The organism is Duganella sp. HH101 (genome assembly GCF_001758795.1).
Lineage (GTDB): Bacteria > Pseudomonadota > Gammaproteobacteria > Burkholderiales > Burkholderiaceae_D > Rugamonas > Rugamonas rivuli.
This window is the reverse complement of sequence record NZ_LRON01000004.1, coordinates 149,291-175,684: the sequence shown is the minus strand read 5'-3', so window position 1 is coordinate 175,684 and position 26,394 is coordinate 149,291. Positions and strand designations below refer to the sequence as shown.

19 protein-coding genes are annotated in these 26,394 nt (G+C 64.3%); 2 read left to right on the top strand and 17 right to left on the bottom strand.

Annotated elements, in window-relative coordinates; genetic code table 11:
• Nucleotides 1–14 precede the first annotated feature (14 nt).
• From hisS to ndk, 6 genes are all read right to left on the bottom strand, one after another.
• Nucleotides 15–1,358: a histidine--tRNA ligase gene (gene hisS / locus DUGA2_RS08285; RefSeq protein ID WP_070268641.1), complete on the bottom strand. Its 1,344-nt coding sequence runs from the start codon at nucleotides 1,356–1,358 to the stop codon at nucleotides 15–17.
• Nucleotides 1,345–2,604 (bottom strand): flavodoxin-dependent (E)-4-hydroxy-3-methylbut-2-enyl-diphosphate synthase, encoded by a 1,260-nt coding sequence (gene ispG / locus DUGA2_RS08280; RefSeq protein WP_070268640.1) that lies wholly within the window; start codon nucleotides 2,602–2,604, stop codon nucleotides 1,345–1,347. Before ispG ends, hisS begins: the two co-directional genes overlap by 14 nt.
• A gap of 27 nt (nucleotides 2,605–2,631) precedes the next feature.
• Nucleotides 2,632–3,624 (bottom strand): helix-turn-helix domain-containing protein, encoded by a 993-nt coding sequence (locus DUGA2_RS08275; protein WP_070268639.1) that lies wholly within the window; start codon nucleotides 3,622–3,624, stop codon nucleotides 2,632–2,634.
• A gap of 13 nt (nucleotides 3,625–3,637) precedes the next feature.
• Nucleotides 3,638–4,459: a type IV pilus biogenesis/stability protein PilW gene (gene pilW, locus DUGA2_RS08270; RefSeq protein ID WP_070268637.1), complete on the bottom strand. Its 822-nt coding sequence runs from the start codon at nucleotides 4,457–4,459 to the stop codon at nucleotides 3,638–3,640.
• Nucleotides 4,459–5,643: a 23S rRNA (adenine(2503)-C(2))-methyltransferase RlmN gene (gene rlmN / locus DUGA2_RS08265; protein ID WP_070268632.1), complete on the bottom strand. Its 1,185-nt coding sequence runs from the start codon at nucleotides 5,641–5,643 to the stop codon at nucleotides 4,459–4,461. Before rlmN ends, pilW begins: the two co-directional genes overlap by 1 nt.
• 72 nt (nucleotides 5,644–5,715) lie before the next feature.
• Nucleotides 5,716–6,123 (bottom strand): nucleoside-diphosphate kinase, encoded by a 408-nt coding sequence (ndk, locus tag DUGA2_RS08260; protein ID WP_070268627.1) that lies wholly within the window; start codon nucleotides 6,121–6,123, stop codon nucleotides 5,716–5,718.
• Between the two features lie 270 nt (nucleotides 6,124–6,393).
• Between ndk and DUGA2_RS08255 the strand changes: the two genes are divergently transcribed.
• A complete protein-coding gene (locus DUGA2_RS08255) occupies nucleotides 6,394–7,074 on the top strand; it encodes a Bax inhibitor-1/YccA family protein (protein WP_070268623.1) in 681 nt (226 codons plus the stop codon).
• A gap of 140 nt (nucleotides 7,075–7,214) precedes the next feature.
• Here the strand turns inward: DUGA2_RS08255 and pbpC are convergent, their stop codons facing one another.
• The 9 genes from pbpC to DUGA2_RS08210 all read right to left on the bottom strand — a co-directional run bounded on the left by pbpC (nucleotide 7,215) and on the right by DUGA2_RS08210 (nucleotide 22,788).
• Nucleotides 7,215–9,317, bottom strand: coding sequence for a penicillin-binding protein 1C (gene pbpC, locus DUGA2_RS08250; RefSeq protein ID WP_070268621.1), 2,103 nt, complete (start codon nucleotides 9,315–9,317; stop codon nucleotides 7,215–7,217).
• Nucleotides 9,314–15,046, bottom strand: a complete 5,733-nt coding sequence (locus DUGA2_RS08245) for an alpha-2-macroglobulin (protein ID WP_070268619.1) — start codon at nucleotides 15,044–15,046, stop codon at nucleotides 9,314–9,316. The genes pbpC and DUGA2_RS08245 overlap by 4 nt, the downstream gene beginning before the upstream one ends.
• 79 nt (nucleotides 15,047–15,125) lie before the next feature.
• Nucleotides 15,126–16,463 (bottom strand): 23S rRNA (uracil(1939)-C(5))-methyltransferase RlmD, encoded by a 1,338-nt coding sequence (gene rlmD / locus DUGA2_RS08240; protein WP_070268617.1) that lies wholly within the window; start codon nucleotides 16,461–16,463, stop codon nucleotides 15,126–15,128.
• Between the two features lie 79 nt (nucleotides 16,464–16,542).
• The gene (rpoS, locus tag DUGA2_RS08235; RefSeq protein WP_070268616.1) at nucleotides 16,543–17,550 is read right to left on the bottom strand and encodes an RNA polymerase sigma factor RpoS; all 1,008 of its coding nucleotides are present in this window, start codon (nucleotides 17,548–17,550) and stop codon (nucleotides 16,543–16,545) included.
• 7 nt (nucleotides 17,551–17,557) lie between these two features.
• Nucleotides 17,558–18,499: a peptidoglycan DD-metalloendopeptidase family protein gene (locus DUGA2_RS08230; protein WP_070268614.1), complete on the bottom strand. Its 942-nt coding sequence runs from the start codon at nucleotides 18,497–18,499 to the stop codon at nucleotides 17,558–17,560.
• A gap of 29 nt (nucleotides 18,500–18,528) precedes the next feature.
• Nucleotides 18,529–19,404 (bottom strand): protein-L-isoaspartate(D-aspartate) O-methyltransferase, encoded by an 876-nt coding sequence (locus DUGA2_RS08225; RefSeq protein ID WP_070268612.1) that lies wholly within the window; start codon nucleotides 19,402–19,404, stop codon nucleotides 18,529–18,531.
• Nucleotides 19,401–20,138, bottom strand: a complete 738-nt coding sequence (gene surE / locus DUGA2_RS08220; RefSeq protein WP_070268610.1) for a 5'/3'-nucleotidase SurE — start codon at nucleotides 20,136–20,138, stop codon at nucleotides 19,401–19,403. Before surE ends, DUGA2_RS08225 begins: the two co-directional genes overlap by 4 nt.
• 69 nt (nucleotides 20,139–20,207) lie before the next feature.
• A complete protein-coding gene (locus DUGA2_RS08215) occupies nucleotides 20,208–22,172 on the bottom strand; it encodes a KGGVGR-motif variant AAA ATPase (RefSeq protein ID WP_070268609.1) in 1,965 nt (654 codons plus the stop codon).
• A 10-nt stretch (nucleotides 22,173–22,182) separates the two neighbouring features.
• Complete coding sequence (locus DUGA2_RS08210; RefSeq protein ID WP_070268607.1) at nucleotides 22,183–22,788, bottom strand: toll/interleukin-1 receptor domain-containing protein; 606 nt, start codon at nucleotides 22,786–22,788, stop codon at nucleotides 22,183–22,185.
• A 179-nt stretch (nucleotides 22,789–22,967) separates the two neighbouring features.
• Between DUGA2_RS08210 and DUGA2_RS08205 the strand changes: the two genes are divergently transcribed.
• A complete protein-coding gene (locus DUGA2_RS08205) occupies nucleotides 22,968–23,945 on the top strand; it encodes an NADPH:quinone oxidoreductase family protein (protein WP_070269081.1) in 978 nt (325 codons plus the stop codon).
• 76 nt (nucleotides 23,946–24,021) lie between these two features.
• Here the strand turns inward: DUGA2_RS08205 and DUGA2_RS08200 are convergent, their stop codons facing one another.
• Together DUGA2_RS08200 and DUGA2_RS08195 are read right to left on the bottom strand one after the other, a co-directional pair.
• Nucleotides 24,022–26,058 carry an ATP-dependent DNA helicase gene (locus DUGA2_RS08200; protein WP_070268606.1) on the bottom strand — a complete coding sequence of 679 codons (2,037 nt, stop codon included), beginning with the start codon at nucleotides 26,056–26,058 and terminating at the stop codon, nucleotides 24,022–24,024.
• Between the two features lie 26 nt (nucleotides 26,059–26,084).
• A complete protein-coding gene (locus DUGA2_RS08195) occupies nucleotides 26,085–26,285 on the bottom strand; it encodes a YdcH family protein (protein ID WP_026334267.1) in 201 nt (66 codons plus the stop codon).
• Between the last annotated feature and the right edge of the window lie 109 nt (nucleotides 26,286–26,394).

Below are 26,394 nucleotides of genomic sequence, written 5' to 3'. Positions count from 1 at the left end.
ATTGAAAGTACAGCTTAGTGATTGCAATGCTCGTCGTGCACGTGGTGGTGATGGTCGCCGCTGTCGGTGATCTGGTCGACCACGAAATCGACGACGTCGTCGAACGGCACCGTCGATTGCTGCGCCGCGCCCTCTTCCGCGCGCATCGCCTTGACGCTGGCGGTGTGGTTGGCCACTTCGTCCTCGCCGATGATGACGGCGAACGAGGCGCCGCTGCCATCGGCTTTTTTCATCTGGGTCTTGAAGCTGCCAGGCCCGTTGGCGGTCGAGGCGTGCATGACCACATCCAGGCCGGCGTCGCGCAGGCGCTCGCCCAGCACGAAGGCTTGCAGCTGCGCCGCTTCGCCCTGGTGCACCAGGTAGACGTCGCACTGGCCAGGCGCTTCCGGCTCGCCGGCTTCCTTCATCAGTTCCAGCAGGCGCTCGATGCCCATGGCGAAACCAACGGCAGGCGTCGGCTTGCCGCCGAACGAGGCGATCAGCGGATCGTAACGGCCGCCGGCGCACACGGTGCCTTGCGAGCCCAGTGCGTCCGTCACCCATTCGAACACGGTGCGGTTGTAGTAATCGAGGCCGCGCACCAGGCGCGGGTTGATCACGTACGGAATGTTGTTGTGGTCGAGGATCTTGCGCACGCCGTTGAAGTGGGCCAGCGATTCCTCGCCCAGGTAGTCCAGCAGCTTCGGCGCGGCGTTGACGATTTCCTGCAGCGCCGGATTCTTGGTGTCCAGGATGCGCAGAGGATTGCTGTGCAGGCGGCGCTTGGCTTCGGCGTCGAGCAGCTCTTCGTGCTTTTCCAGGTACGCGATCAGGTCGACGCGGTGGCGCGCGCGCTCTTCGGCGTCGCCGATCGAGTTCAGTTCGAGGCGGATGTTTTCCAGGCCCAGGTCATCCCACAGGCGGCGGCACAGCATGATCATTTCGGCGTCGACGTCCGGGCCGTTGAAGCCGACGGCTTCGCAACCGAACTGGTAGAACTGGCGATAGCGGCCGCGCTGCGGACGCTCGTGGCGGAACATCGGGCCGGTGTACCACAGGCGCTTCGGGCCTTCGTAGACCAGGTTATGCTCGATCACCGCGCGCACCGTGCCGGCCGTGCCTTCAGGACGCAGCGTCAGCTTGTCGCCGTTCATCGAGTCTTCGAACGAATACATTTCCTTTTCCACGATGTCGGTCACGGCGCCGATGGCGCGCGCGAACAGCGCGGTGTTTTCCACGATAGGCGTGCGGATCTGCTGGAAGCCGTAGCTCTGCACTACCGATTGCGCGGTATTTTCAAACAGCTGCCACAGATGCGAATCGGTCGGCAGGATGTCGTTCATGCCTTTGACGGCGACAATTTTCTCAGTTTTGGACATAATTCTTTTTCACGTAATTCAGTACGATTTCCTGGAACTCTTCAACGATGCGATCACCGCGCAGCGTGGCGAACTTGGCGCCGTCGACGAACACCGGCGCGGCCGGCGATTCGCCGGTGCCCGGCAAGCTGATGCCGATGTTGGCGTGCTTCGATTCGCCGGGACCGTTGACGATGCAGCCCATCACGGCCACGTTCATCGCCTCCACGCCCGGATAGGTCTTTTTCCACTCCGGCATCTGGTCGCGCAGATAGGTCTGGATGTTGTCGGCCAGTTCCTGGAAGGTGGTCGAGGTGGTGCGGCCGCAACCCGGGCACGCGATCACCATCGGCGTAAATTTGCGCAGGCCCATGGTCTGCAGGATCTCCTGGCCGACCACGACTTCCTTGGTGCGGTCGCCGCCCGGTTCCGGCGTCAGCGAGATGCGGATGGTGTCGCCGATGCCCTCTTGCAGCAGCACCGACAGCGCGGCCGTCGACGCGACGATGCCCTTGCTGCCCATGCCCGCTTCGGTCAGGCCCAGGTGCAGCGGATAGTCGCAGCGCTTGGCCAGTTCGCGGTACACGGCGATCAGGTCCTGCACGCCCGAGACCTTGCACGACAGGATGATCTTGTCGCGGCCCAGGCCCAGTTCTTCGGCGCGCACGGCGTTCTCGATGGCGGAGGTGATCAGCGCCTCGTACATCACCGCCTGCGCGGACCACGGCTCGGCGCGGCCGGCGTTTTCGTCCATGATGCGGGCCAGCAGCGCCTGGTCCAGGCTGCCCCAGTTGACGCCGATGCGCACCGGCTTGTCGTAGCGCGCGGCCACTTCGATCATCTGCGCAAACTGCGTGTCGCGCTTGGCGCCCTTGCCGACGTTGCCCGGATTGATGCGGTACTTCGACAGCGCCTTGGCGCACTCGGGATAGTCGTTGAGCAGCGTGTGGCCGTTGTAGTGGAAGTCGCCGACCAGCGGCACGTCGATCTCCATCTTGTCCAGCTGTTCGCGGATGTAGGGCACGGCGGCAGCGGCTTCAGGACGGTCCACCGTCAGGCGCACCAGCTCCGAACCGGCGCGCGCCAGTTCCTTGATCTGAATCGCGGTTTCGATCACGTTGGCGGTGTCGGTGTTGGTCATCGACTGCACCACCACGGGGGCGTCGCCGCCCACCCAGATCTTGCGCTGGCCGTGCATCACCAGCACGCGGCGGCTGGCGCGGCGATTCAATGGTCCCGAAGGAATAGCTGTTTGCGTTGAAGACATGATCGTTCTATTCGTACTTTAACTTGCTTATTTGATGTTTACGCGCGAAATCGTACCGCCCGCGACCGGCGGCAACGCCAGCGGCGCGCCGCCCAGCGTGGCTTCCACGCCGCCCGGTTTGCCGACGATCAGCAGCGCCGGATCCTTGATATCGAAGGTCTCGGTGCTGCCGGCTTTCACCAGCCGCGAAATCAGCGGCGTCGTGCCCGGGCGGCGGATTTCCACCCACGAATCCTGCGTCACTTTCAGCACCAGCTGGCTACCGCTGGCTGCCACCGGAGCAGGCGCCGGCGCTGGCGGCGACACTTGCGCAACCGGCGCGGCCGGTGCCGGCGCAGGCGCCGCAGCGGCAGGCGTCGTTGCCGGCGTGGTCGCTGGCGCCGCGTCCGCCGGAGCGCCTGGCGGCGGCACCGAAATCAGCGGCACGCTCGGCGACTGCAACGGCGCGGTTTCCTGGCCTGGCTTGGCGATCGTGGTCTCGATCGGCGCCACGGCCACGTCGGCAGGCTTGGCCGCCTCGGCGGTCGCGCTGGCCGATGCATCCTTGTCCGAGCGCTGGAACAGCGTGGCCGGGATCAAGCCGGCCTGGTAGGCATACGCGCCGGCGGCGGCAACCACCACCACGACGGCCACGCCGACCAGCCATGCGGCCGGACCGGGCGAACGCCCCGTCATCGACGGGAAGCGCGACTCGGTGAAGGTGGCGGCGATTTCCTTGCGCGGCGGCGCAGCCTCATGGCTGGTCGGCGAGATCACTTCAATCATCGCCACCAGCGGCGTAGCGTCTATCTTCACGACCTTGGCGTAGGCGCGCACGAAACCGCGCACCACGGCCATATTGGGCAGCGCGGCGTAGTCGCCCGCTTCCAGCGCCTTGACCTGGCGCGGGGCCAGCTTCAGCTGGTCGGCAATCTGTTCGACCGTCAGCCCCATCGCTTCGCGCTGGGCTGCCAGTTGTGCTCCGGGCGTGGCCAGGCTGCTGCCCTGGTCCTTTGGCGGTTCTGCCCACTCTGAATTCATTGGTATCCCTGTCTCACTCATCAAACGCCCCACGTTGATAAGCAGCATACTCGGTCGAGCCGGGGTGGTGGCGGCGCAATTGCGTCGCCCAGCTGGTTTCCGCACCCGTATCGCCCGCTTTATGCTGCACCTTAATCCCGAGCCACAGCACTTCGGCCGTCAGGCTCTCCATCTTTGCCACCTTGTTCAGACGGGTAATGAAGAAATTGGCGCGCACATAATCGCGCTTTTCAAAATAAACCCGCGCCAGATTGGCGTTGGTGGCCGGCAGGTCGGGCGTCAACTGCAAGGCTTGCAGCAGATAACGCTCCGCGCTGGCGTAATCCTTGATCTTCAGTGCGCAGGAACCGGCGTTGTTCGCGGCGTTGGCCGGCGAACGGTAGGACCGGTTGCCCAGGGCCGCATCGAACAGCGGCAGCGCCTCGGCAACGCGGCCGGCCTGGCACAGGAAAGAGCCGTAATTGTTGGCCAGATCCGGGTTGGCCGGCGCCAGCTTGCGGGCCCGCACGAAGTTATCCTCGGCCAGGCCGTACTCGCCCATCGCCTGGTAGATCAGGCCGCGCATGCCGTAGCCGTCGGCATAGGCCGGATCGGCCGCCAGCGCCAGCTTGACTTCGTCCAGCGCGAACGGGTACTGGCCCTGTTCGTAGTAGCCGACCGCCAGCTGCATGCGGATCTCGACCTTGCGCTGGGCCGCGGTCTGGTCCGACACGGTGGCCAGTTCGGCCTGGCCGCTGTTGCCGCGTTCCGGCCCCGGCGATGCACAGCCGGCCAACGCCCCTGCCGCGCACAAGGCGACGAGACTGAGCCGGCTCCGCTGCGCCAGGAAGGTCATCAGGAACGAATCTCCACGATCTTGCCGAAGTTGGCGCCGAATTTCTGCTGGTACTCGGCCATCTTTTCCATGCGCTGGGCGACCTTGGTGCGGTCCTGGACTTCGCCGGCCAGCTGGCCGCAAGCGGCGTCGATATCGTCGCCGCGCGTTTTGCGGATGGTGGTGACGATGCCGCCGTCGACCAGGATCTGCGCGAAGGCCTTGATGCGCGGGTTCTTCGAGCGCAGCAGGCCCGATTCCGGGAAGGGATTGAACGGAATCAGGTTGAATTTGCAGTTGACGCCGAACTCGCGGTCCTGGACCAGGGCCAGCAGTTCACGGGCGTTCTCGTCGGAGTCGTTGACGCCGTCGAGCATGCAGTACTCGAAGGTGATGAAGTCGCGCGGCGCAAATTCCAGGTAGCGCTTGCAGGCGGCCATCAGCTCTTTGAGGGGGTATTTTTTGTTCAGCGGGATCAGGCTGTCGCGCAGCTTGTCGTTGGACGCGTGCAGCGAGACGGCCAGCGCCACCGGCACTTCCTGCGACAGCTTGTCCATCATCGGCACCACGCCGGAGGTGGACAGGGTCACGCGGCGGCGCGACAGGCCGTAGGCGTTATCGTCCAGCATCAGCTTGAGGGCGGTGGCGGTCGGCTCGAAGTTCAGCAGCGGCTCGCCCATGCCCATCATGACCACGTTGGTGATCTGGCGTTCGCCTTTCGGGCCGGGCTCGATGCCCTTGGTGCGGCGCAGTTCGAATTCCGCCATCCACAGCTGGCCGATGATCTCGCCCACCGACAGATTGCGCGAGAAGCCCTGCTTGCCGGTCGAGCAGAAGCGGCAGTTGACGGCGCAGCCGGCCTGGGTGGAGATGCACAGCGTGCCGCGGTTTTCTTCCGGGATGAACACGGTTTCGACCGCGTTGCCGTTACCGACGTCGACCAGCCATTTGCGCGTGCCGTCGGTGGACGTGTGGTCGCTGATGATGGCCGGCGCCGTGACGTGGGCGCGGGTCTTCAGTTTGTCGCGCAGCGACTTGGCCAGATCGGTCATGCTGTCGAAATCCGACGCGCCGAATTGGTGGATCCAGCGCTGCAGTTGCTTGGCGCGGAACGGCTTCTCTCCCAACTCGGCGCAATAGGCGATGAGCTGCGCGGGATCGAAGTCCAGCAAGTTGGTCAGAGGTGCGTTCAAGGTCGTGCTCATTTCGAGGTTCAAAACAGTACTAATCATTTATTCCGTTTCCGCACCGCGGCGCGGAAACGGATCTACTAAAAATTACTTACCGAAGAAGTAAGCGATTTCAACTGCGGCAGCTTCGACAGCGTCGGAACCGTGAACAGCGTTGGCGTCGATCGAATCGGCGAAGTCGGCGCGGATGGTGCCCTTGTCAGCCTTCTTAGGATCGGTAGCGCCCATCAGTTCGCGGTTTTTCAGGACTGCGTTTTCGCCTTCCAGAGCTTGGATCATGACTGGACCGGAGACCATGAAGTCAACCAGATCCTTGAAGAAACCACGCTCTTTGTGTGCAGCGTAGAAGCCTTCAGCTTCTTCACGCGACAGTTGCTTCATTTGAGCAGCAACGATCTTCAGGCCAGCGCCTTCGAAGCGGCTGTAGATTTGGCCGATTACGTTTTTTGCAACTGCGTCTGGTTTGATGATCGACAGGGTGCGTTCGATTGCCATTTAAAAAACTCCAATAAAAAGAAAGGTTTAAAACAAAATTGATAACTCAATCAACCTTTGATTTTACCATAGAACACCCCATATACCGAGAAACGGCAGTAGATAAGCTTGCAAGATAGGCCATGGGAGGCTGTTTTGCGAGGAAAAATCAGGCGTATGGCCGTATTAAGCCATCTTTAAGCAGGTTTTCGGGGCAATTTTGCGCATTTTTACCCCGACGTGCTATGCTTTTGGCAAGCGGTATTCGAATCACTATGAAGGAGGTTCTCTATGAACAACATGCAAAACACCTACGACCTGGCGGGAAGCCGCCAGTCGGTGCAGCACAAAGTGCTGCGCAACACCTACTGGCTGCTGGCGCTGTCGATGGTACCGACCATTTTTGGCGCGGTGCTGGGCGTCTCGCTGCACCTGCCGCTGGGCGGCGGGCTGATGGCGCTGCTGTTCCTGGGGATCGCCTTCGGCTTCATCTGGGGCATTGAGAAGAACAAGGATTCGGGCCTGGGCGTGGCCCTGCTGCTGGGCTTCACCTTCTTCATGGGCTTGTGGCTGACGCCGCTGCTGTCGCGCATCCTGGGCTTCTCCAACGGCGGCTTCCTGATCATGGCCGCGTTTGGCGGCACGGCGTCGGTGTTCGCGGTGCTGGCGACCATCGCCACGGTATCGAAGCGCGACTTCTCGGGCATGGCCAACTGGCTGTTCGCGGGCGTGGTGGTGATCCTGCTGGCATCGGTCGCCAACATCTTCCTGGGCATCCCGGCGCTGGCGATCGTGATTTCGGTGGTGGCGATCGCGATCTTCTCGGCCTACATCCTGTATGACGTGCAGCAGATCATCAACGGCGGCGAGACCAACTACATCCGCGCCACGCTGAACATCTACCTGGACGTGTACAACATCTTCGTCAACCTGCTGTCGCTGCTGGGCATCTTCGGCGGCAACCGCGACTAAGCGACACCGCAGCACCCTCGAAAGCCGGCCCAGCGCCGGCTTTTTTTATGGTGGGGTCAAGTCTGACATTTGGACACGGCCTCTGCCGTAACCGTTGCTACGGCAGAGGCCGTGTCCAAATGTCAGACTTGACCCCAGGGTTAGCGGACGTGGAAGCGGGTGGTGGCGACGACTTGGGCGCTGGCGTCGATCAAGGCCAGCTGGTGCGGGCCGGGGACGGGGCGCCAGGCGTAGTCGGCGCTGGCCTGGCCGAGGTCGGCCCCGTCCAGGCGCCACGACAAGCCCTTCCCGCCCTGCGCCTGGAAAAACACGCGCTGGATCGCATCCGGGATATCGGGATCGATGGCGATGATGCTCGCTTCGCCCGGGTACAGGATCTTCGGCGCGCGCTGCGTCTCCTGCACCAGCGCGATGACCGGGCTTTCGGTGCCGGCGATGAACCATTCGCCCCGCGCCGATTCCAGTGCCGGCTGGTAGACGATCTGCTGGCGCACCACACCAGCCGGCGGCTGCGGCGCCCTGCCGGGCTGGCCGCGATGCAGGTAGTCCATCACGTCGCGCCACACCGGCGCCGCGCCGCTGACGCCGGAGACATCCCACATCGACTGTCCGTCGAAGTTGCCGACCCAGACGCCCACCGTGTACCGGTCCGTGTAGCCCATGCACCAGTTGTCGCGCATGTCCTTGCTGGTGCCGGTCTTGACCGCGCTCCAGAAGGTCGTGGCCAGCTCGTTCTTGAGGCCGAAGGTCAGGCTGCGCGCCGCGCGGTCGGACAGGATGTCGCCGATGATGAAGGCGGCCCTGGCATCGAGCACCCGGCGCGACGCCGGCTGCGCGGCCGCGCGCGGCGCCAGCGTCACCGGACCATACACGCCGCCGTTGGCCAGCGTGCGATAAGCGTTACTCAGCTCCAGCAGCGTGACCTCGGCCGATCCCAGCGCCAGCGAATAGCCGTAGTAGTCCGGCGATTCGGTCAGGCTGTTCAAGCCGACGTCGTGCAGGCGCTCATAGAAACGGTCCAGGCCCGTCATCACCAGCGTACGCACCGCCGGCACGTTGAGCGAGCTGGCGAGGCTGGTGCGCACGCTGACGTGGCCCTTGAATTCCTTGTCGTAGTTCTGCGGGATATACAGGCCGGTCGGCGTGGAGATATCGATCGCCGTATCGTCCATCACCGACGCCGCCGTGATCAGCCTGCGCTCCAGCGCCAGCTCGTACAGAAAGGGCTTGAGCGTGGACCCGGCCTGCCGCAGCGCCGCCACGCCATCGACCTCGCCGGTGCCGGCATTGCCGACGTAAGCCAGGATCTCGCCGCTGGCGTTATCGAGCACCACCACCGCGCCGTCGTTGACGTTGCGCGTTCTCAGCGACATCAGCTGCTGGCGCAAGGCCGTCTGCGCGTAGCGCTGCAGGTCGGCGTCGAGCGTGCTGCGCACCGACTGTCCGCCGCTGGTCAGCAACTGCTGCGCCACCTGCGGCGCCGGCGGCAGATCGGCCGCCAGCAGCGGGCGGCTCATCGCGATCATGGTCCGCAGTTCGATCTCGCTACAGGTGGCCGGCGCCTTGAGCTCGCGCGACAGCGCACAGGCGCGCTGCCACACCACCTTGGGCGCCGCGCCCGGTCCGCGCAGCAGACTGGCCAGGATCATCGATTCGGTCAGGTTCAGTCCCGATGGCGCCTTGCCGAACAAACCCCGCGCCGCCGCGCCCACGCCTTGCAGCTCGCCGCGGAAGGACACCAGGTTCAGATAGGCTTCCATGATCTGCGGCTTGGTCCAGCTGGCGTCGATCTCGCGGGCGGCCTTGATCTGGTCCCACTTCTGCCCCCAGCTGCGCCCCTTGGCGGAGGCTTGCAGATGCGGGTCCAGCTGCGCAGCCAGCTGCATGGTGATGGTGGAGGCGCCACGCGGACGGTTGCGGAACAGGTTATCCCAGGCGGCCTTGGTGGCCGCGCTCCAGTCCACGCCTCCGTGTTCGTAGAAGCGCTGGTCTTCGGCTTGCAGCACGGCGGCCGGCAGGCTGGGCGAGATGTCGGCCAGCGCCACCCACGGCAGGCGGCGTACCTTCATGTCGATGCGCAGCGACTGCACCGGCTGGCCGTTGCGGTCCAGCAGTTCGGCCTCCGAGGAGCGGTAGCCGGCGCGCACCTGCTCCGGCGTCGGAACGCTCAACGCATCGGCATTCGGCGCGGCGCCATGTGCGGCGCCGGCCAGCGCCAGCAAGCTTGCTGCGATCAGTTTCATTTCACGCTCATCGGTGCATTCGGCGCTTCGCCAAACATCTCCGGGCTGTACATCGCTTCGACACGCGTAGTCGGCAGGTTGAACTGGCCCGGATTATTCAAACGCACAGTGTACTCCACGCTCCACTTACCTTTCGGGACGAACTGGTAGAACGCGTGATAGCCCTCGAAGGTGCGCTCCTCGAACACCGGCCAGGTCCAGCCGGTGCTCTTGTTGCCCGCGCTGAGCAGCTGCGAATCGCGTCCCAGCCCGGAACCGAGCACCGTGGCGCTGGCCGGAATCGGATCGTCCACCACGACCCAGGTCATGTCCGACTGCGCCTCCAGGTCCAGGTGCACGCGATAGACATCGCCACGCGACCAGACACCGGCCTTCTTCTGCTCCACCGGCGTGATGGTCTTGGCGATCTTGTAGCCGCTCGATACCGGCGCCTTCAACGGCAACGCGGCCAGCGTCTGCACCGTCACCCACGGCTTGCCAGTGCCGGCGTGGTTCAGTTCCAGCTCGCCGGTACCGCGCGGCCAAGGCAGCATCGCATTGCCGCCCTGGGACGTGCCGCCGAAAGCGATGCTCTTGCTGGCCTGCGCCAGCGTGGCGCTGCTGGTGCCGATGACGGCCACGCTCTCGAACTTCTGCGAGAAGCGGTCGATCGCCAGCGTGCCCCAGGCGTTGGCCACCGTCGTGCCCCAACGACCTTTCTTCTGGCGTCCCAGCGCGCCGCGCGCCAGGCGGCCCATGTCGTCCTTCCAGGCCGGGTTGTCCGCCATCGCCAGCAGCAGGCGGTTGGCGTTGGTGTCGGCGGACGCCATCAGCCACCACCAGTCGTCGGTGCGCTCGGTCGAGAAGCCCATCGTCGTGCCTTGCAGGTTCAGGCGCGAACGCAGGATCTGGTCGGCCTGCGCCAGCCGCTGCGCGCGCATCGGCAGCTTCGGCGAGCGCTTGAGCACCAGGTACCAGTCGATGACGGCGGACGTCGGCCACAGGTTAGGCTCGGCGGTGAAGGACTCCAGCGCTTCCGGCAGGATGCCGTTGGAGCGCGACAGCGCCTCCAGCGCAGCCACCTTGCGGATCGCCAGGTCGGCGGTCGGCAGCGACGAGTAGCGCACCACTTTGCCCTGCACGAAACCCATCAGGCCCGTCTCCATGCGGCCCTTCAGTTCCGCAGGGATGTCGTAACCGGCTTCCTGCGAGGCCGACAGCACATAGGCGGTCAGCGAGTCGGAGCCCTGCTGCATGCTGGCGAAGTACTTGACCAGGCCATCGGCATCCAAGTGCGCCGGCAGCGTATCGACCGCCGACTGCCACATCGCCTTGTCATGCAGCGCGATGGCGCGCGAGCTGACCTGCTCGAAGCAACGATACGGGTAAGCGCTCATGTAATCGCGCACGCCCGGCAGATCGCTGCCCAGGCGGGCGCTGAACTGTGCCTGCACGCCGCCGCGTCCCGGCAGCGCATCGTCCGGCAGGCGGACCTTCATCGTCTGTTTGCCGTCCAGTTGCAGCAGCGTGGCTTGCGTGGTCCGCACCGGCACGGCGGCCACCACTTTCTGCTTGACCTTCAAGCGGTCCCGCGACGCAGGACCGCCCTCGCCTGCGGCCACGATGCTGGCGCTCACGTCCCACGCCAGCGAACTGACATTCAGCGGCACCTGATAATCCCAGCCGATATCCTGGGCCTGTCCCGCCTCCAGCGACAACTGCTGCGGCGCCAGCGCCTTGCCGCCCGCGTTGGCGGTCAGCGCGACCTTGACGGCGGCGTCGGTGGTGTTACGCAGCGTGAAGCCGGCGCGGAAGCGGTCGCCCTCGCGCACCAGCGCGGGCAGGCCTGACAGCAGTATCAAATCCTGCGAGCTGCGCACCTCGGTGCGGCCGGTGCCGAACAAGTCTGCGTTGGCGCTGGCGATGGCGACGATGCGGAACGCCGTCAACGAATCGTTGATCGGCACCTGCACCGTGGCTTCGCCGTTGGCGTCCAGCGCGACGCGCCCCTTCCAGAACAGCAGCGTGTCGAACAGCTCACGCCCCGCGCCCTTGCCGCCGCCACCGCCGTGCGGCACGGCCTTGCGGCCGAAGTGGCGCTTGCCGACCACCTGCATCTGCGCGGTCGCCGTCTGCACCTGCAGGCTGCGCTGCTGCATCATCGCTTCCAGCAGATCCCAGCTGGTGTTGGGCATCAGCTCCAGCAGGCCGACATCGACCGCCGCCAGCGCCACCTCCGCACCGGCGGGCGGCGCAGAGCCGTCCGCACGTGTGACCTTGACCGCCACCGTGGCCTTGTCGCGGATGTTGTAGACCGGCTTGTCCGCCGTCACCTGAACCTTCAGCTCATTGGCCGACCAGCCCACGCGCAGCGGCGTGATCCCCAGTTTGTAGGCGGGCTTGCCCAGGTCGACCAGCGCGGTCGGCTGCACGCTGGCCACGCGGCCGCGCACCACCAGCGCCGACACGTACACATTCGGCGCATAGCTGTTCTTGACCGGGATGGTGAACACCGGCGCGCTGCCCGACAACGGCCGCACATAGGTATCGATGACGCCTTCGCGCTCCACCGTGATCAGCGCGGTCGCTTCACGGAACGGCATGCGCACCTGGAAGCTGGCCGTTTCGCCCGGCTCGTAACGCTTCTTCTCCGGCAGCAGGTCGATGCGGTCGTTGTCGGTGGCGTTGAACCACCAGTCGGCGCCGTCGGCCACCCAGGTTTCGCGGTTGGTCATCGTCACGCGCTGCTGCGCATCCTGCGTTTTGGCGCGCAGGATCAGGTTGCCCGATGCGGGCGCCTTGACCTGGCAGATCAGCAGGCCCTTGTTGTCGGTCTTGCCTTCGCAGGCGGCGCCCAAGGCCTTGACCTCGCTGTTGTTCTCGTAGGCGTAGAAGCCGCCGATGAGACGGCGTCGATGCGAGTACGACTGCCGCTGGAAGAAGTCCACAGACACAGGAGCATCCGCCACAGGCTTGCCTTGCAGGTCGAGCACCACCACCTGGAACTTCAGCGCATCCTTGCTCAGCACCCAGCCGTCCGGCTGTATGCCGATCACATAACTGGACGGCCACAATGGGATGCGCGTGGAGACGGACAGTGTTTCGCCGTTGGCATCCTGGTAGGACATTTCGGCGGTCAGGTCGCGCGGGGTCTGCACCACCGGCAGTTGATCGAGCGTGATGCGGGCGCCGCCGGCCTTGTCCAGCGCCAGGCTGCGGGTCTTGATGCCGGCGGGGCCGCTGACCGCGCCATTACCTGTGCCAGCATCGGTTTCCCCCTCGTCGAACATGCCTTCGTCTTCATCGAAAGCGCCGTTGCCGCGCTCGACGCCGACCTTGACATCGCCGGTACTGAAGGTGAAGTCCGCATAGTCTTCAAAGCTGACCGCCTTGTCCTGCACCACGGTGCGCAGCTGCACTGGAGCGCCGCCCGCGCCGCCGGACAGGTAGCTGAGCTGCACATCCAGATCCACCGACGGCGCCTGGATGGCAGGCGTCTTCGGTCCTTGCAGGACGGCTTTCATGGTCGGCACGCGGAACTGCTCGACGCGGAAGCGTCCCGCAGTGCGGCCACCCAGCATGACCTGGTACCATCCCTGCTTCGCGTCGGCCGGGATCACCCATTGATTTTCCGCGCTGCCGTTGGCGCTCCAGCTGATCGGCAGTTCGTATTTCTGCTCGCTGCCTTCATGCATGAGGAACATGCTGCCCGGCTGCGCCTTGCGCTGCGCGTCGCCCGCGCCGACCAGCGCAATGCCCTGCTGCACATGGCGGCGCAGGAAGTGCTTCATGTGCACCGTCTCGCCGGCGCGCAGCAGCGTGCGGTCGAAGACGGTGGCGGCGATGACGGTGTCGGCGCTGCTGTCTTCCGTCGGCAGGTTGAAGCGCCAGCTCTCGATGCCGCGCGTCCAGCTGGACAGCGTAAAGGTCATGTCGGCGCCGCTGCGCGCGCTGATGAAGTAGCCGCTGGTATTGTCGCAGCGGCCTTCCACCAGCTCCTGCGCGATACGGGCCACGCCCATGCCGTCGGTGGCGCCCTGCCACACCTGCTTGCCGGCGCAATCGCGCACCGTCACCTGCGCCTGCGGCACGGGCTTGCCCTTGTCCAGCGACGTGACCCACACCAGCGACGATTGCGCGCCGCGCTTGAAGTGCGCCACCATGTTCGTCACCAGCGCCGCCGAGCTGACGTAGGCGATGGAAGGCTTGTCGTTCAGCGCCGCGCCCAGCTTGGGGCTGGCCAGTTCGACCACGTAGAAGCCAGGCTTGCGCAGCGGGATGCCGACCACTTCGAACGCCTGCTTGCCGCCCGGCTTGGGCATGGTGAAGCGCTCGACCGCGGCGGCCGGCGCGCGCTTGCTGTCGCCCAGCAGCGGCTTGTACAGCGCGTCGCCGTACAGCTCCTGCGGCTCCCAGCCGTAGCCGGACATGCGGCGCAGCCAGGCCATGATCTGCTTGTCCTGTTCATCCTGTGCGACCGCGCTATCGTTGACGCGCAAGGCGGCGCCGTCGACCCGCGACGTACGGCCTGCCAGGCTACCCTCGATATTGCGCACCGTGACCGGCAGCAGGCGGTCGCCCCTGGCCTCGATGATGCCGAAGCGCGCAGGGAATTTGACCAGCGGCGGCTGTGCGTCGGTCTGCACCGTCATCGGGAAGCGCGCCTGATTCAATAAGGCCCGGTTGGCGTCGTCCTTCAAGCCGGCCGGCAGCGACAGCGTCAGTTTGGACTTCTCGGGGAACGGTCCGTTGATGGTCAGCCAGCTGACATATTCGGCCTTGGCCTCCTCCTTGTCGACGCCGGCCTTGAAGGTTTTGCCGCCAGGGCCGGTCAGCTTGATGGCCAGCGCGTCGGCCATGCGGATAGGCGCGGTGAACTGCACACGCATCGGCAGGAAGGGAATGCAGCCGCCATCAACCTTCAATCGGTCGCAGCTGAAACTGGCGGTGAATTCGCGCCGGGTCTTGTACGACCAGGTCTGGTCGTGCGTGGTGACGATGCCGCTGTCGGCGGTGATGCCCGCGCCCCAGACCAGCGACACGTCCGCATTCGCCGGCAGGCGGCGCTTGCATTGCAGGACCGTCAGCGGCAGCTGTTCCAGGCGCTTGCTGCGCACCTTGGTGGTGGCGCCCCACACCACGCCGCGTGCCTTGAAGTACAGCGTGAGATAGCGGTCGGTGAAGGATTTGCGCTGCTCCAGTATCTGCTCGCGCTCCGCGCCTTTCAGCACGCGCACGCCGATCTTCTCGTTGACGCCTTCGGCGCGGCACCAGGCGTTGGCGGCGACGGTGTCGTCGCCGGCCGGCGCATCGAGGCCGAGGATGAAGATCTGCTGTTCGTCGATGTCCGACGCGCCCTCGCGCGGCACCGATTGAACAATCGCGGGACCGCCGGTGTTAAAGGCGAAACGGCGTTCGCCGGCGATCGGCTTGCCCGCCAGGTCTTGGGCGTCGCTCTTCAGCGTGAAGCTGCATGCCACGCCGGCCGGCAAGTCGCGGACGAAATCGTAGCTCCAGTTTTTGCCGTCTATCCAACGGCCCTTGCCCTCTTCCGGACAGTCGACAGTGAAGGGATCGCCCAGGCGCATGTCGCCCAAAGGGACCATCTGGCCGCTGAAGCGCGCCGTGACCTGGCGCACGCCTTTGACGACGCCGCTGGGAGAAAAGGAGGTGACGGTGGTTTGGGCCAGAACGGCCAGCGGCAGGCTGCACAGGGCAGCCATGCCGATAAAGCGGGACAGGAGGCGCATGCCAACTCCGGTGCTGATGAAGAATCAGACCAGTGTTGCAAACGCCCCGGGCAAAGTCAACAACATTACCGGAAATACATCAGGCGAGGTTGAACACACCCATCGACTCCACGTGCGAAGTGTGCGGGAACATATTGACCACGCCTGCCTTGTCGAGCACATAGCCGGCATTGACCAGGATGCCGGCGTCCCGCGCCAGCGTGGACGGGCTGCACGACACGTAGACGATACGCTTGGGCAGCAGATCGGCGCGGGTCTGGCTCAACGCCACCAGCGCTTCGCTGAGCGCCATGGCGCCGTCGCGCGGCGGGTCGATCAGCATGCGGTCGAACTTACCCAGCTCGACCAGGTGATCGGCCGTCACTTCAAACAGGTTGCGGGTGTAGAAGGTCGTCTTGTCGGACAGGCCGTTGGCCTTGGCGTTGTCCAGCGCGCGCTCGGTCAGCGAGGTCGCGCCTTCGATGCCCACCACTTCGCGCGCCTGCGTCGCCAGCGGCAGCGTGAAGTTGCCCAGGCCGCAGAACAGGTCGGCCACGCGGTCTTCAGGCTGCACCTCCAGCAGGCGCAAGGCCTTGGCCACCAGCACCCGGTTGATGTAGTGGTTCACCTGCGTGAAATCGACCGGCTTGAATGGCATCTTGATACCGAATTCCGGCAGCAGGTAGTACAGCTCCTGGTCCAGCGGATAGTACGGCGCGGCCGTTTCCGGGCCCTTGGTCTGCAGCCAGAACTGGATGTTGTGCTGGTCGGCGAAGGCCTTCAGCTTGGCGTCGTCGCCGTTGCCCAGCGGCGCCATGATGCGCAGCACCAGCGCGGTCACGCCTTCGCCGATGGCGACTTCGATCTGCGGGATCTGGTCGAACAAGGTCATCGAGCCGATCAGCGCGCGCAGCGGCAGCAGCAGGTCCGACACATGCTTGGGCAGGATCTGGCAGCTCTGGATGTCGGCCACGAAGATGGTTTTCTTTTCCTTGAAGCCGACCAGCACCGTGTTCTTCTTGGCCACGTGGCGCACCGACAGGCGCGCGCGGTAGCGGTAGCCCCAGGTCGGGCCATACATCGGGCGCATCACCGACAGCGGACGCACCTTGCCGATGTGCTGCAGATTGTCTTCCAGCACGCGCTGCTTGATCGCCACCTGCGCGGTCGGCTCCAGGTGCTGCATCGAGCAGCCGCCGCACATTTCAAAGTGCACGCACTTCGGCTGCACGCGCATATGGGATTCGTGCAGCAGCTCGTCCATGCGCGCCATTTCCCAGTTTTTCTTCTTCTTGAACGTGGTGAATTTCACCGTCTCGCCGGGCAAGGCGCCTTCGACAAACACCACTTTACCTTGGGAGCCGTCTTCATTTTGCAGATGGCCGACGCCGCGGGCGTCCATGTCGAGCGACTTGATGAAGATTGTATTTTCTTGCATAACGTTCAATATTGGATTGGGAATGGCTAGCGCCGGCAAGCAGTTGCCGGGGCCGATATGATAGCAGAATGGGAAGGGACTACAGCAGGGAATCGCGCACCACGCCGCGCGCGGCCATGGCCCGTTTCAGCTTGACCAGCGCTTCCTGCTGGATCTGGCGCACGCGCTCGCGGGTGACGCCCATTTCCTCGGCCAGGGTTTCCAGCGTGGCCGGGTCGTCGTTGTCGAGGCCGAAGCGGCGCATGATGACGATGCGCTGCTTGTCCGGCAGCTTGGTCAGCCAGTCGCGCACCAGCAGCGTCATCTCGTGGTGCTCGGCGCGGGCGTCGGGGCTGTCCTCGGCGTCGCCGGGCAGCATGTCCATCAGCGACGATTGCGGATCGTTGTCCAGCGGCGCGTCGAGCGAAGTGGCGTGCTCGGACAGCGCCAGGATGTCCTGCACCTCCTCCACCGGGCGGCCGACCAGCTCGGCGATGTCCTCGGCGGTGGCGTCCTTGCCGTTGTGGTGCTGGGCTTCGAGGTGGTATTTGCCGCGCAGGATCTGGTTCAGCTCGCGCACCATGTGCACCGGCAGGCGCACCGTGCGGGCCTGGTTCATGATCGCGCGCTCTATGCTCTGGCGTATCCACCAGGTGGCGTAGGTGGAGAAGCGGAAGCCGCGCTCCGGCTCGAACTTGTCGATGGCGCGCATCAGGCCGATGTTGCCCTCCTCGATCATGTCGAGCAGGACCACGCCGCGGTTGATGTAGTGCTTGGCGATGGACACCACCAGACGCAGATTGTGTTCGATCATGGTCTGGCGGGCGCTGAAATCGCCGGCCTTGGCCAGCGTGGCGTAGTGTACTTCCTGCGGCGCCGTCAGCAGCGGCCGGGTGCCGATCTGGTTCAGGTAGTGCTGGGTGGTGTCGGTCGACAGCTCGGCCGCCAGCACTTTCTTCAATTCATCGACGCTTTCCAGCACCGCAGCGGGTTCGGCGACTTCGGCTTCGCCGTCCGCCGATTCGATGGCGACATCATCATTGCTCTCGTCCGGGAATTCGTCCGGGGCCGAGTCGTCATCCATCGGGTCGTGCGGCGTCTGTGTCATGGCTAGTCTAGCGGTTAGGCAGGAATCTGGACGGGTCCACCGGTTTGCCCTGCTGCCTGATTTCAAAGTGCAGTTTGACGGAGTCGGCGTCGGAATCGCCCATTTCCGCAATCATTTGTCCCTTGCTCACGCTCTGGCCTTCCTTGACCACTATCGTGCGATTGTGGGCGTAGGCCGACAACAAGCTATTACTGTGTTTCACAATAACGAGATTACCATATCCGCGGATGCCGCTGCCGGCATACATCACTTTTCCGGCCCCGGCAGCCACGACTTGCTGGCCCGCCTTGCCGGCGATATCGACGCCCTTGTTCTTGCCTTCATCGAAGGTGGCGATGACGCGGCCGTCGGACGGCCACATCCAGCTCAGTTTTTCATCTTCGGCACTGGCGGCGGACGATGCGGCCGCCGCCGCGACCGGCGGCGCGGCGACGACGGCCGGCGACGGTTTGATGCTGCCGCCGTTGCCCTCGCTCTTGCCGCTGCCCTCGGGGCGCTGCAGCTCGGCCAGCGCGCTTTCCGAGTAGGCTTTTTTCTCGCCTTTCGGCTCGGTTTTCTTGACCACAGGCGGCGGTGGCGGCGTCTTGTCCGGCGGCGGCATGACGATGGCGCCGGTCTGCACGCCATTGCCGGCCGCGCTGTCCGGCGGCAGCACGCGCAGCACCTGGTCGACCTTGATATCGTTCGGGTTGGCGAGGTTATTCCACGTCACCAGGTCGCGGTAGTTCTGGCCGTATTCCAGCGCGATGCGGATCAGCGTGTCGCCCTTCTTGACCGTGTACAGGCCACGCTCGTCGCGGGCGATCTGCGCCGTTTCGCTGGGGGTGGCGGGTTTGACTGGCGGTGGCACGGTGCGGTCGACGACCGGTGCCTGATTCGGGGTGGTGCTACAGGCGCTCAAGAAAGCGAGCGCAAAGCTCAATGCGAGCAGGTTGCTTTTATTTGTCATTCTCATCTTAATCTAATGGTACGGGCACATCATATTGTGCCCGGACGCAGCGGGACGAAATGGCAGTCTTCCAGCGTTAGTCTGGTCCACTCCGCCTTGCCGATGCGTGTAATTAATTCCAGGTGCTGCGCGCGCGCGCCCACCGGCGCCACCAGCCGACCGCCCATGGTCAGCTGCTCCAGCAGTGCTTGCGGCACTTCCAGACCGGCGGCGGCCAGGATGATACCGTCGAACGGGGCCGCTTGCGGCAGGCCTAGCATACCATCTCCGTAGTGCAAACGCAGGTTCGGCACGCGCAGCGGCCGCAGATTGGCCTTGGCCAGCTCGTGCAGCGGCTTGATGCGCTCGATCGAATACACCTCCTGCGCCACGCAGGACAGCACCGCCGCCTGGTAGCCGCAACCGGTGCCGATTTCCAGCACGCGCTGCAAGGGGCCGCCGTTGCGCATCACCTCGATCATGCGGGCGACGATGTAGGGCTGGGAGATGGTCTGGTGGTGGCCGATCGGCAGCGACGCGTCGATATAGGCTTGCGAGGCCAGCGCCTCGTCCATGAACATGTGGCGCGGCACGTTCTCCATCGCGCCCAGCACCACCGCATCCTTGACGCCCTGCCTGGCAATGCGCTGCACCATGGCGCGGCGCACCGCGTCGGACACCAGCGGATTGCCGCGCGGCGCCTGGGCCACCGCCGGCTGCGCCCGCTCCATCGCGTAGCTGTGCGACTTGGACGGCGCCGCCACCGGCCGCGCGTTGGAATAACCGTGCTGCGGCGGCACGTGGCGGGCCGCGTTCTGGGTCGCCGTCTGCGGCGTGGCCACCGGCGCGAACACCGTCGCCTTCTTGGCCCCCTTGTCGACTACCGAGGATAGCGGGAGGGGAAAGCTACGGTTCTTCTCGTTCATGCCAGGGCCTTTGCCAATGCATCGCGTTGAGTTTGGTGGGTCAGGTCGATCTGCAGCGGCGTGATCGAGGTCTGTCCCTGGGCGCAGGCATGGAAATCCGTGCCCTCGCCCGCGTCCTTGGTCGCACCCGGCGGGCCGATCCAGAAAATTTCCCTGCCGCGCGGATCCTTGGCCCGTATCACAGGCTCGGCCTGGTGACGCCGGCCCAGCCGCGTGGCGACCGGGGTGGTCAGCTGCTCGTAGGGGCGGTTGGGGATGTTGACGTTCAGCAGATACGGCGCCGGCAACGTTTCATAATAGCGCTGGATGATGTCGCGCGCATGACGGGCGGCGTCTTCGATGTGCTCCCAGCCGTAGGCGCCCTGCGAGAAGGCGATGGCGGGTATGCCGAACAGATAGCCCTCGGTGGCGGCGGCGACGGTGCCCGAATACAGCGTGTCGTCGCCCATATTGGGGCCGTTGTTGATGCCGGACACCACCAGGTCGGGCCGGTAGTCCAGCATGCCGGTCAGCGCGACGTGGACGCAGTCGGTCGGCGTGCCGTTAACAAAATAGAAACCGTTGGCGGCCCGCTGCACCGACAGCGGCCGGTCCAGCGACAGCGAATTGGAGGCGCCGGAGCGGTTGCTGTCGGGCGCGACGACCACGATGTCGGCGATGGGTGCAAGGGCCTCGGCCAGCGCGTTGATGCCCGGCGCCAGGTAGCCGTCGTCATTACTGATCAGGATTCTCATACAATGATTTTACCTGAAGCAATGGCCGGACTGCGCGTGCCGGCGGGCTCCACACCAGATAAATTTGCGCTAGCGCGACGGCGGCCTGGCAGCGGACAGATGGCCGTCCAGCGCGAGCAATTCGTCGCCGGCGCGTGTCCATAGCCCGCTCTGGCTGGGCACGCCGCGCGGGCGCAACGGCCGCGACAGGGCGTCGCCATAGTCGTCCATGGCCCCATCCTGATGTAGTTCCGGCACCAGCGCCTGCTCGCCGATGCGCGCCCCCATCGGGCCGCCCAGCTGCATTTGCACATCAGCCAGCTGCTCGCGCACCTTGCGGGTTTCCGGGTGATCCGGGCCCAGACGCCTGACCTGCGCCTGCAGCACGGCATCGAACAGACTGCCGGCGGCGTCCAGCTCCTGCATCCGCAACAGCGTGGTGGCCAGCGCGGCCTTGCTGCGCAGTGTGTCGGCATGCTCGGCGCCCAGCAGCCGTTTGCGTGCGGCCAGCACCTGCTCCTGCGCGATGCGGGCGTGTTCGGTGTCGCCGCGCAGGAACAGCATGTCGGCCCGGCCGGCCTTGCAGGCCAGCGTCAGCAGGTGTTCCGCGCCGAGCATGCGCACGTAGGCTTCCAGCACCGCATCCTGCATGGCCAGCGCTTCGGCCAGCCGCCCCTGCCCCGCCAGCGTGGCGGCCAGATTGGCGCGCGCCGCCAGCGTATCGAGATGCTCCGCCCCCAGCATGCGCTCGCGCGCTTCGACGATGCACTCCTCAAGGAACTGCGCATCGTCCAGCTGGCCTTGCGAACGCAGCACAACCGCCAGATTGCTCTTGCTGACCAGTGTGTCGGGATGGTCTTCGCCCAAGCCGCGCTGGCGCAGCGCCATGCTTTCCTCGAAACAAGCCGACGCCTGCCGCAACTTGCCCTCGCTACGGTAGAGCTCGCCCAACTGGTTGAGGCCGAGCGCCAGCGGCTGCGACAGCGCGCGCGCACCGCCTGCCGCCAGCACCCGGCGCGCGTCCGCAATCGTGTCCATCAGGCGGATTTCGCGGCTGGACTGCCACGGGAAATAGCCGCCGGCCAGCCAGTCGAGGAAGGCGTCGAACGTGCGTGTCAGCGAAAAACGGTCGCCGCCCCGGTCCATGCACACCGCCAGCTGCTCGCCGTAGGCGAAGGTGCGGGTTTGCTGCAGCTGGACTTCGTCGAAATAGCTGTCCAGCGAGATGTTCGGCATGGCGTAACTGCTGCTCAGCAACTGCTCGAAGATGGGCTGGTAGCCGGTGATGCGGCGCGCCGGGTCGCCGCGCCGCCACTGGGCGCGCTGCACGCTGTCGCCCATTTCGATGCGCGATGGCAGAGGATAGACCAGTAATGGCCGCTGTTCGTCCTCATGGCTGCGGCGGTAGGCGGTCGCGCGCGTGATCATCGCCTGCACGCCTTCGAGGCTCTGGCGGTTGGGCGTGAACACCACCACCAGCTTGCGCGGCAGCAAGGTCGTGCAGATGCCGGCGCTGTCGGTGCGGCCGGTGCGGGAATCAACCAGCACGTGGCGGAAATGGCGCGCGAGATTGTCGGCGAAGCAACGGAACAGCGCCGGGCAGCTGTCGAACAGCTGATCCCAGTGCATCGCCGCCAGCCGTTCGCCATAGCTGTCGTCGAAGCGGCCGGCGCGCATCAGGTACAGCTGGCTGCCCTGGTCGACCCGGCTGACGTATTGCTCCCAGCCGACGGCGGCCAGCACCTCGCGCGCCAACGCCTCCTCGTCCAGCAGGGCTGCGCCCTTGCCCCGGCGCATCAGCTGCTCACGGCAAGCCTCGAACAGTTCCAGCACCCCGGGCCGCTCCTCGTGGTGGTCGAAATAATGGTGCAGGCCGGGCGCCTCCAGGTCCCAATCGATCATCAACACGGGCGAGGTGGCGTTCTGCTGGCGGGCCAGCAGCACCGCGATATTGGACAAGGCCATGGTGCGCCCCGTTCCGCCCTTGTAAGAATAGAAAGTGATGACTTCGCCGGTTCCGGTCAGCGGCGGCAGCGACAAGACAGTGGTTTCCATGGCAAACCTTTTAGCGTGGGAAGTGTGGAGGAGGAATGGCACGCCATTCCGCCGGAATGTCCGGCATAACAAAACGGCCACAGTCATGCTCCGGCGGCGTGCATCGTTTTAGGTAGTGGTAATGCTCGGCTATGCGCGCGACGACTTTCTTGATGTCGGGAATGAATTCCGGATTGGTTTTCAAATCGGCGCTGGCCAGCGTGTAACGCGAAAAATCGACATACATGCCCGGCCCGGAAATTTGGGGCGGCAAGCCGTCCGGGTGCGGGGTCATGATGATGGGGATGATCAGGTGGCTGGGCAGCGGATACCAATGCTTGCGCTCATTTTCAATAAGTTGCATTGCTGCAAACTCACGGCGGGTGTACGCATGGGCTTCGTACTTCGGTGTATAAATAACAATCATGCAAGCGCTCTCACACATGGCGCGCGCCAGCTTCTGGTCGATGTCGTCTCCGCCGCCGAGTTGCTCGCTATCAACAAAGAGTTCGTTCTCGTTGTCGAAGTGCGGCTCCAGGTAGCATTTGAGCGCATCCACCAGATCGTTTTTAAACTTGCTCATGTAAGCGTGCTGGCCGTGCGCGTAACTGAAAAAGCAGCCGTGACGGATAGTCATGACATCCTCCGATGCCGCTCCGACAGAGGGGCAGCGTTTAACCAACTCTAACAAGCCGTTCCGCAGACACTTTGCGCGAGCGCAAACGTGCGGCAGGCCGAACTTTGCGCAAACGGGTGGCGGTTTCAGGTATCATAAAAATCTAACGACCGTTCTATTTTTAAAACAAGGAGACCATGATGAAAGCTGTCGTATGCCAGAACTGGGGGTTGCCGGACACCCTGACCGTCCAGGATTTACCCGATCCGCAAGCCGGTCCGGGACAGGTCGTGATCGATGTCAAAGCAGCCGGCGTCAATTTTCCGGACGTGCTCATCATTCAAGGCAAGTATCAATTCAAGCCGGAACTGCCCTTCGTTCCGGGTAGCGAAGTGGCTGGCGTGGTGCGCTCGGTTGCTGATGATGTGACAACTTTCAAAGCCGGCGACCGCGTCATCGCCTTCACTTCCACCGGTGGTTTCGGGCAACAACTTTTAGCGCCTGTGCAAGCACTGGCTCCCATGCCGCCAGGCATGGATTTCGAGACGGCGGCGGCCATCACTTTGACCTACGGCACCTCGCATCACGCGGTAGTGGACCGAGCCGCGCTAAAAGCTGGCGAAATCATGCTAGTACTTGGCGCGGCAGGCGGTGTGGGGCTGGCTGCGATAGAGATAGGCAAAGCCCTTGGAGCCCGCATCATTGCTTGCGCTTCGACCGATGAGAAGCTGGAAGTGTGCAAGGCGCATGGCGCCGACGTGCTGATCAACTACAGCAAGGAAGATTTGCGCGAGGCGATCAAGGCGGCGACCGGCGGCAAGGGTCCGGACGTGATTTACGACCCGGTCGGCGGGGAATACTCGGAGCCGGCTTTCCGCTCGATAGCCTGGCGCGGGCGCTATCTGGTGGTCGGATTCGCCAACGGCGAGATCCCGAAACTGCCGCTCAATTTGACGCTACTCAAAGGCGCATCGCTGGTCGGCGTGTTTTGGGGTGAGTTCGTCAAACGCGAGCCCAAGGCCAACCTGGCCGGCATGCGGCAGTTGATAGGATGGTTGCAAGAGGGAAAGATCAAGCCGCATATTTCGGGCCGGTACAAACTGGAAGAGACGGCCCAGGCGCTGATGGACATGGCGGCCAGGAAGGTCACGGGCAAGGTGGTGATATTGCCTGGCTGATAAGTGGAGCGCACCGCCGGCGTCTGTGCGAAGCTGCCGTCGGCGGCGCGGCGGCAGCATTTATCGATACCAATAGTTACTGATCTGAATTCTTGTTTTTGAAGAATTCGATGACTTCGGCCTGCTCGCGGGTGCGTTTGAAGGACGGCAAACTCTGCCAAATCCGCTTGCCGTAGGGCTTGGAAATCACGCGCGGATCGCACAACATCAGCACACCACGGTCGCCCTCGTCGCGGATCAGACGGCCGGCACCTTGCTTCAGGTTAATAATCGCTTCGGGCAAAGTGTGGTGCATGAAGCCGTTTTTGCCCTGTTTTTCCATCACCTCGATGCGCGCGGCCAGCACCGGATCATCCGGCGGAGCGAATGGAAGCTTGTCGATAATAACTAAAGACAGCGCATCGCCGCGCACGTCGACGCCTTCCCAGAAGCTTTGCGAGCCGATCAGCACGCCATTTCCCGCCTTGCGGAACTGGTCCAAGAGCTCGGTACGGCCCTTATCGCCCTGGACAAACAGCGGATACGGCAAGCCGCGCTTCTCGAACTCGTCGCGCAAACGCTCGGCGGCGCGCTTGACGGCGCGCAAAGTCGTGCACAAAAGGAAAGTTTTCCCGCCCGCCGCTTCGATAATCGGCAGCGCATGATCCAGCACGGCGTCGGTATAACCCATGGAATTCGGGTCCGGCAAGCCTTGCGGGACGTACAAAATCCCCTGCTGCTCGTAGTTAAACGGGCTCGGCCAGGTCTTCGACGGCTCGCCCTCCAGCCCCATTTGCTCGGAGAAATGGGTGAAATCATTCTTCACCGCCAAGGTCGCAGAGGTGAAAATCCAGCTGCGCGGCACGCCTTCGCGCTGGCCGTTGAAGATGGGCGCGATCGACAAAGGCGTCTTGTGCAGCTGCAGGGAGGATGCATAAGCCTCCACCCAGAACACCGCCTCGGCGCCCTTCTCCACTCGCGCTTTCGGGTCGAATTTCCAATCCGACAATTTTTGCGCAAGTTCCAGGCCGCGCTGGCGGCATTGTTCCAGCGTCTCCGCGCGGGCCGCCTGGGTTTCCAGCACCGCCAGCATGCCGTCCAGTTCGTCTTTCAGCGTCTGCAAAGCCGGGAAGAAGTCGCTCGACGGCGCGATTTGCGGCAGCGACAGGCGCACGATATCCTGCGGGAAAGTCAGGCGCAGGTCGCGCGCCGCCTTCTCCACCACCGTGACAACCTTGCCCCAGTCGGCGCCGTCGCGGGCGTTGGACAAGCCTTCGGCCAGCACATCACGGCACAATTCCAGCACTTGCGAGGTCGAAAACGTGTCGCCGAAGAACAAGGTGGCGGTATCCGGCAGCTGGTGGGCCTCATCGAAGATCACGGTATTGGCCGACGGCAGCAGCTCGGCGATGCCGGAATCCTTCAGCGCAACGTCGGCGAAGAACAGGTGGTGGTTGACCACCACCACATCGGCCTGCTGCGCCTCCTTGCGCGCCTTCATGACGAAGCAATCCTGGTAATACTGGCATTCCGCGCCCATGCAATTGTCGCGGGTCGATGTCACCAGGTTCCAGATCAACGCGTTTTCCGGGACGCGGGCCAGCTCGGCCTTGTCGCCGGAGCTGGTCATTTTCAGGAAACGCGAGATTTCGCGCAGGTGGCCGACGTCGTCGCGCGAGGTCATGCGGCCGTTCTGCAGCGTGCGCTCCAGGTGATAGTGGCAGACGTAGTTCGAGCGCCCCTTCAGCAAGGCCACCGACACCGGCGCCTGCAAGGCGGTGCGCACGGTCGGGATGTCGCGCAGGAACAGTTGATCCTGCAAGTTCTTGGTGCCGGTGGAAACGATGGTCTTGCCGCCCCACAGCAGCGCCGGCACCAGGTAGGCGAAGGTCTTGCCCGTGCCCGTGCCGGCCTCGGCGATCAAGGTGGTCTGGTTGGCGATGGCGTCGGCCACGGCCTTGGCCATCTCCGTCTGCGAGCGGCGCGGACGGTACTCGCCCACAGCCGGACCCAACGGCCCGCCGGCGCCGAACAGGCGCTCGACCTCGGCATCGTGTTTTCCGGGGGGCTGCTCGGGCGTGGCGCCGACTACGGCGGGAGTGGTGTCGGCGGGCGTGGGAAGGTGTTCGGTCAAAATAAACTTAGTTGGGGCAGCCGGACTCAGGCCGGAACGTCGGGCACTAGTTGCATTTTCAGCAGAGTGATGTGGTCTTTCAATTGCAGCTTGCGCTTTTTCAAGCGCCGCAATTGCAGCTGGTCGTGATGACCGTCCAGTGTGAGCAGGTCGATGACCGCGTCCAAATCGCGGTGTTCGACGTCGAGTTCAATCAGACGACGCTGGATATCTTGTACATCAGTCATAATTCTCAGTCTTTACTCACACAGATAGTTTCACTGGAACAACAGGCGTATTGCAAACAAACTGCGACACGGTGCATAGTTTAATCTACGGCAGCCCGCGCCGCCAACA

Excerpts from the sequence above, each read along its gene's own strand:
- DUGA2_RS08275 (WP_070268639.1), bottom strand. The coding sequence starts at position 3,624 with ATGAATTCAGAGTGGGCAGAACCGCCAAAGGACCAGGGCAGCAGCCTG.
- pilW (WP_070268637.1), bottom strand. The coding sequence starts at position 4,459 with ATGACCTTCCTGGCGCAGCGGAGCCGGCTCAGTCTCGTCGCCTTGTGC.
- DUGA2_RS08205 (WP_070269081.1), top strand. The coding sequence starts at position 22,968 with ATGAAAGCTGTCGTATGCCAGAACTGGGGGTTGCCGGACACCCTGACC.
- hisS (WP_070268641.1), bottom strand. The coding sequence starts at position 1,358 with ATGTCCAAAACTGAGAAAATTGTCGCCGTCAAAGGCATGAACGACATC.
- DUGA2_RS08255 (WP_070268623.1), top strand. The coding sequence starts at position 6,394 with ATGAACAACATGCAAAACACCTACGACCTGGCGGGAAGCCGCCAGTCG.
- DUGA2_RS08230 (WP_070268614.1), bottom strand. The coding sequence starts at position 18,499 with ATGACAAATAAAAGCAACCTGCTCGCATTGAGCTTTGCGCTCGCTTTC.
- rpoS (WP_070268616.1), bottom strand. The coding sequence starts at position 17,550 with ATGACACAGACGCCGCACGACCCGATGGATGACGACTCGGCCCCGGAC.
- DUGA2_RS08195 (WP_026334267.1), bottom strand. The coding sequence starts at position 26,285 with ATGACTGATGTACAAGATATCCAGCGTCGTCTGATTGAACTCGACGTC.
- ndk (WP_070268627.1), bottom strand. The coding sequence starts at position 6,123 with ATGGCAATCGAACGCACCCTGTCGATCATCAAACCAGACGCAGTTGCA.
- ispG (WP_070268640.1), bottom strand. The coding sequence starts at position 2,604 with ATGTCTTCAACGCAAACAGCTATTCCTTCGGGACCATTGAATCGCCGC.
- surE (WP_070268610.1), bottom strand. The coding sequence starts at position 20,138 with ATGAGAATCCTGATCAGTAATGACGACGGCTACCTGGCGCCGGGCATC.
- DUGA2_RS08215 (WP_070268609.1), bottom strand. The coding sequence starts at position 22,172 with ATGGAAACCACTGTCTTGTCGCTGCCGCCGCTGACCGGAACCGGCGAA.
- rlmN (WP_070268632.1), bottom strand. The coding sequence starts at position 5,643 with ATGAGCACGACCTTGAACGCACCTCTGACCAACTTGCTGGACTTCGAT.
- DUGA2_RS08210 (WP_070268607.1), bottom strand. The coding sequence starts at position 22,788 with ATGACTATCCGTCACGGCTGCTTTTTCAGTTACGCGCACGGCCAGCAC.
- pbpC (WP_070268621.1), bottom strand. The coding sequence starts at position 9,317 with ATGAAACTGATCGCAGCAAGCTTGCTGGCGCTGGCCGGCGCCGCACAT.
- DUGA2_RS08245 (WP_070268619.1), bottom strand. The coding sequence starts at position 15,046 with ATGCGCCTCCTGTCCCGCTTTATCGGCATGGCTGCCCTGTGCAGCCTG.
- rlmD (WP_070268617.1), bottom strand. The coding sequence starts at position 16,463 with ATGCAAGAAAATACAATCTTCATCAAGTCGCTCGACATGGACGCCCGC.
- DUGA2_RS08225 (WP_070268612.1), bottom strand. The coding sequence starts at position 19,404 with ATGAACGAGAAGAACCGTAGCTTTCCCCTCCCGCTATCCTCGGTAGTC.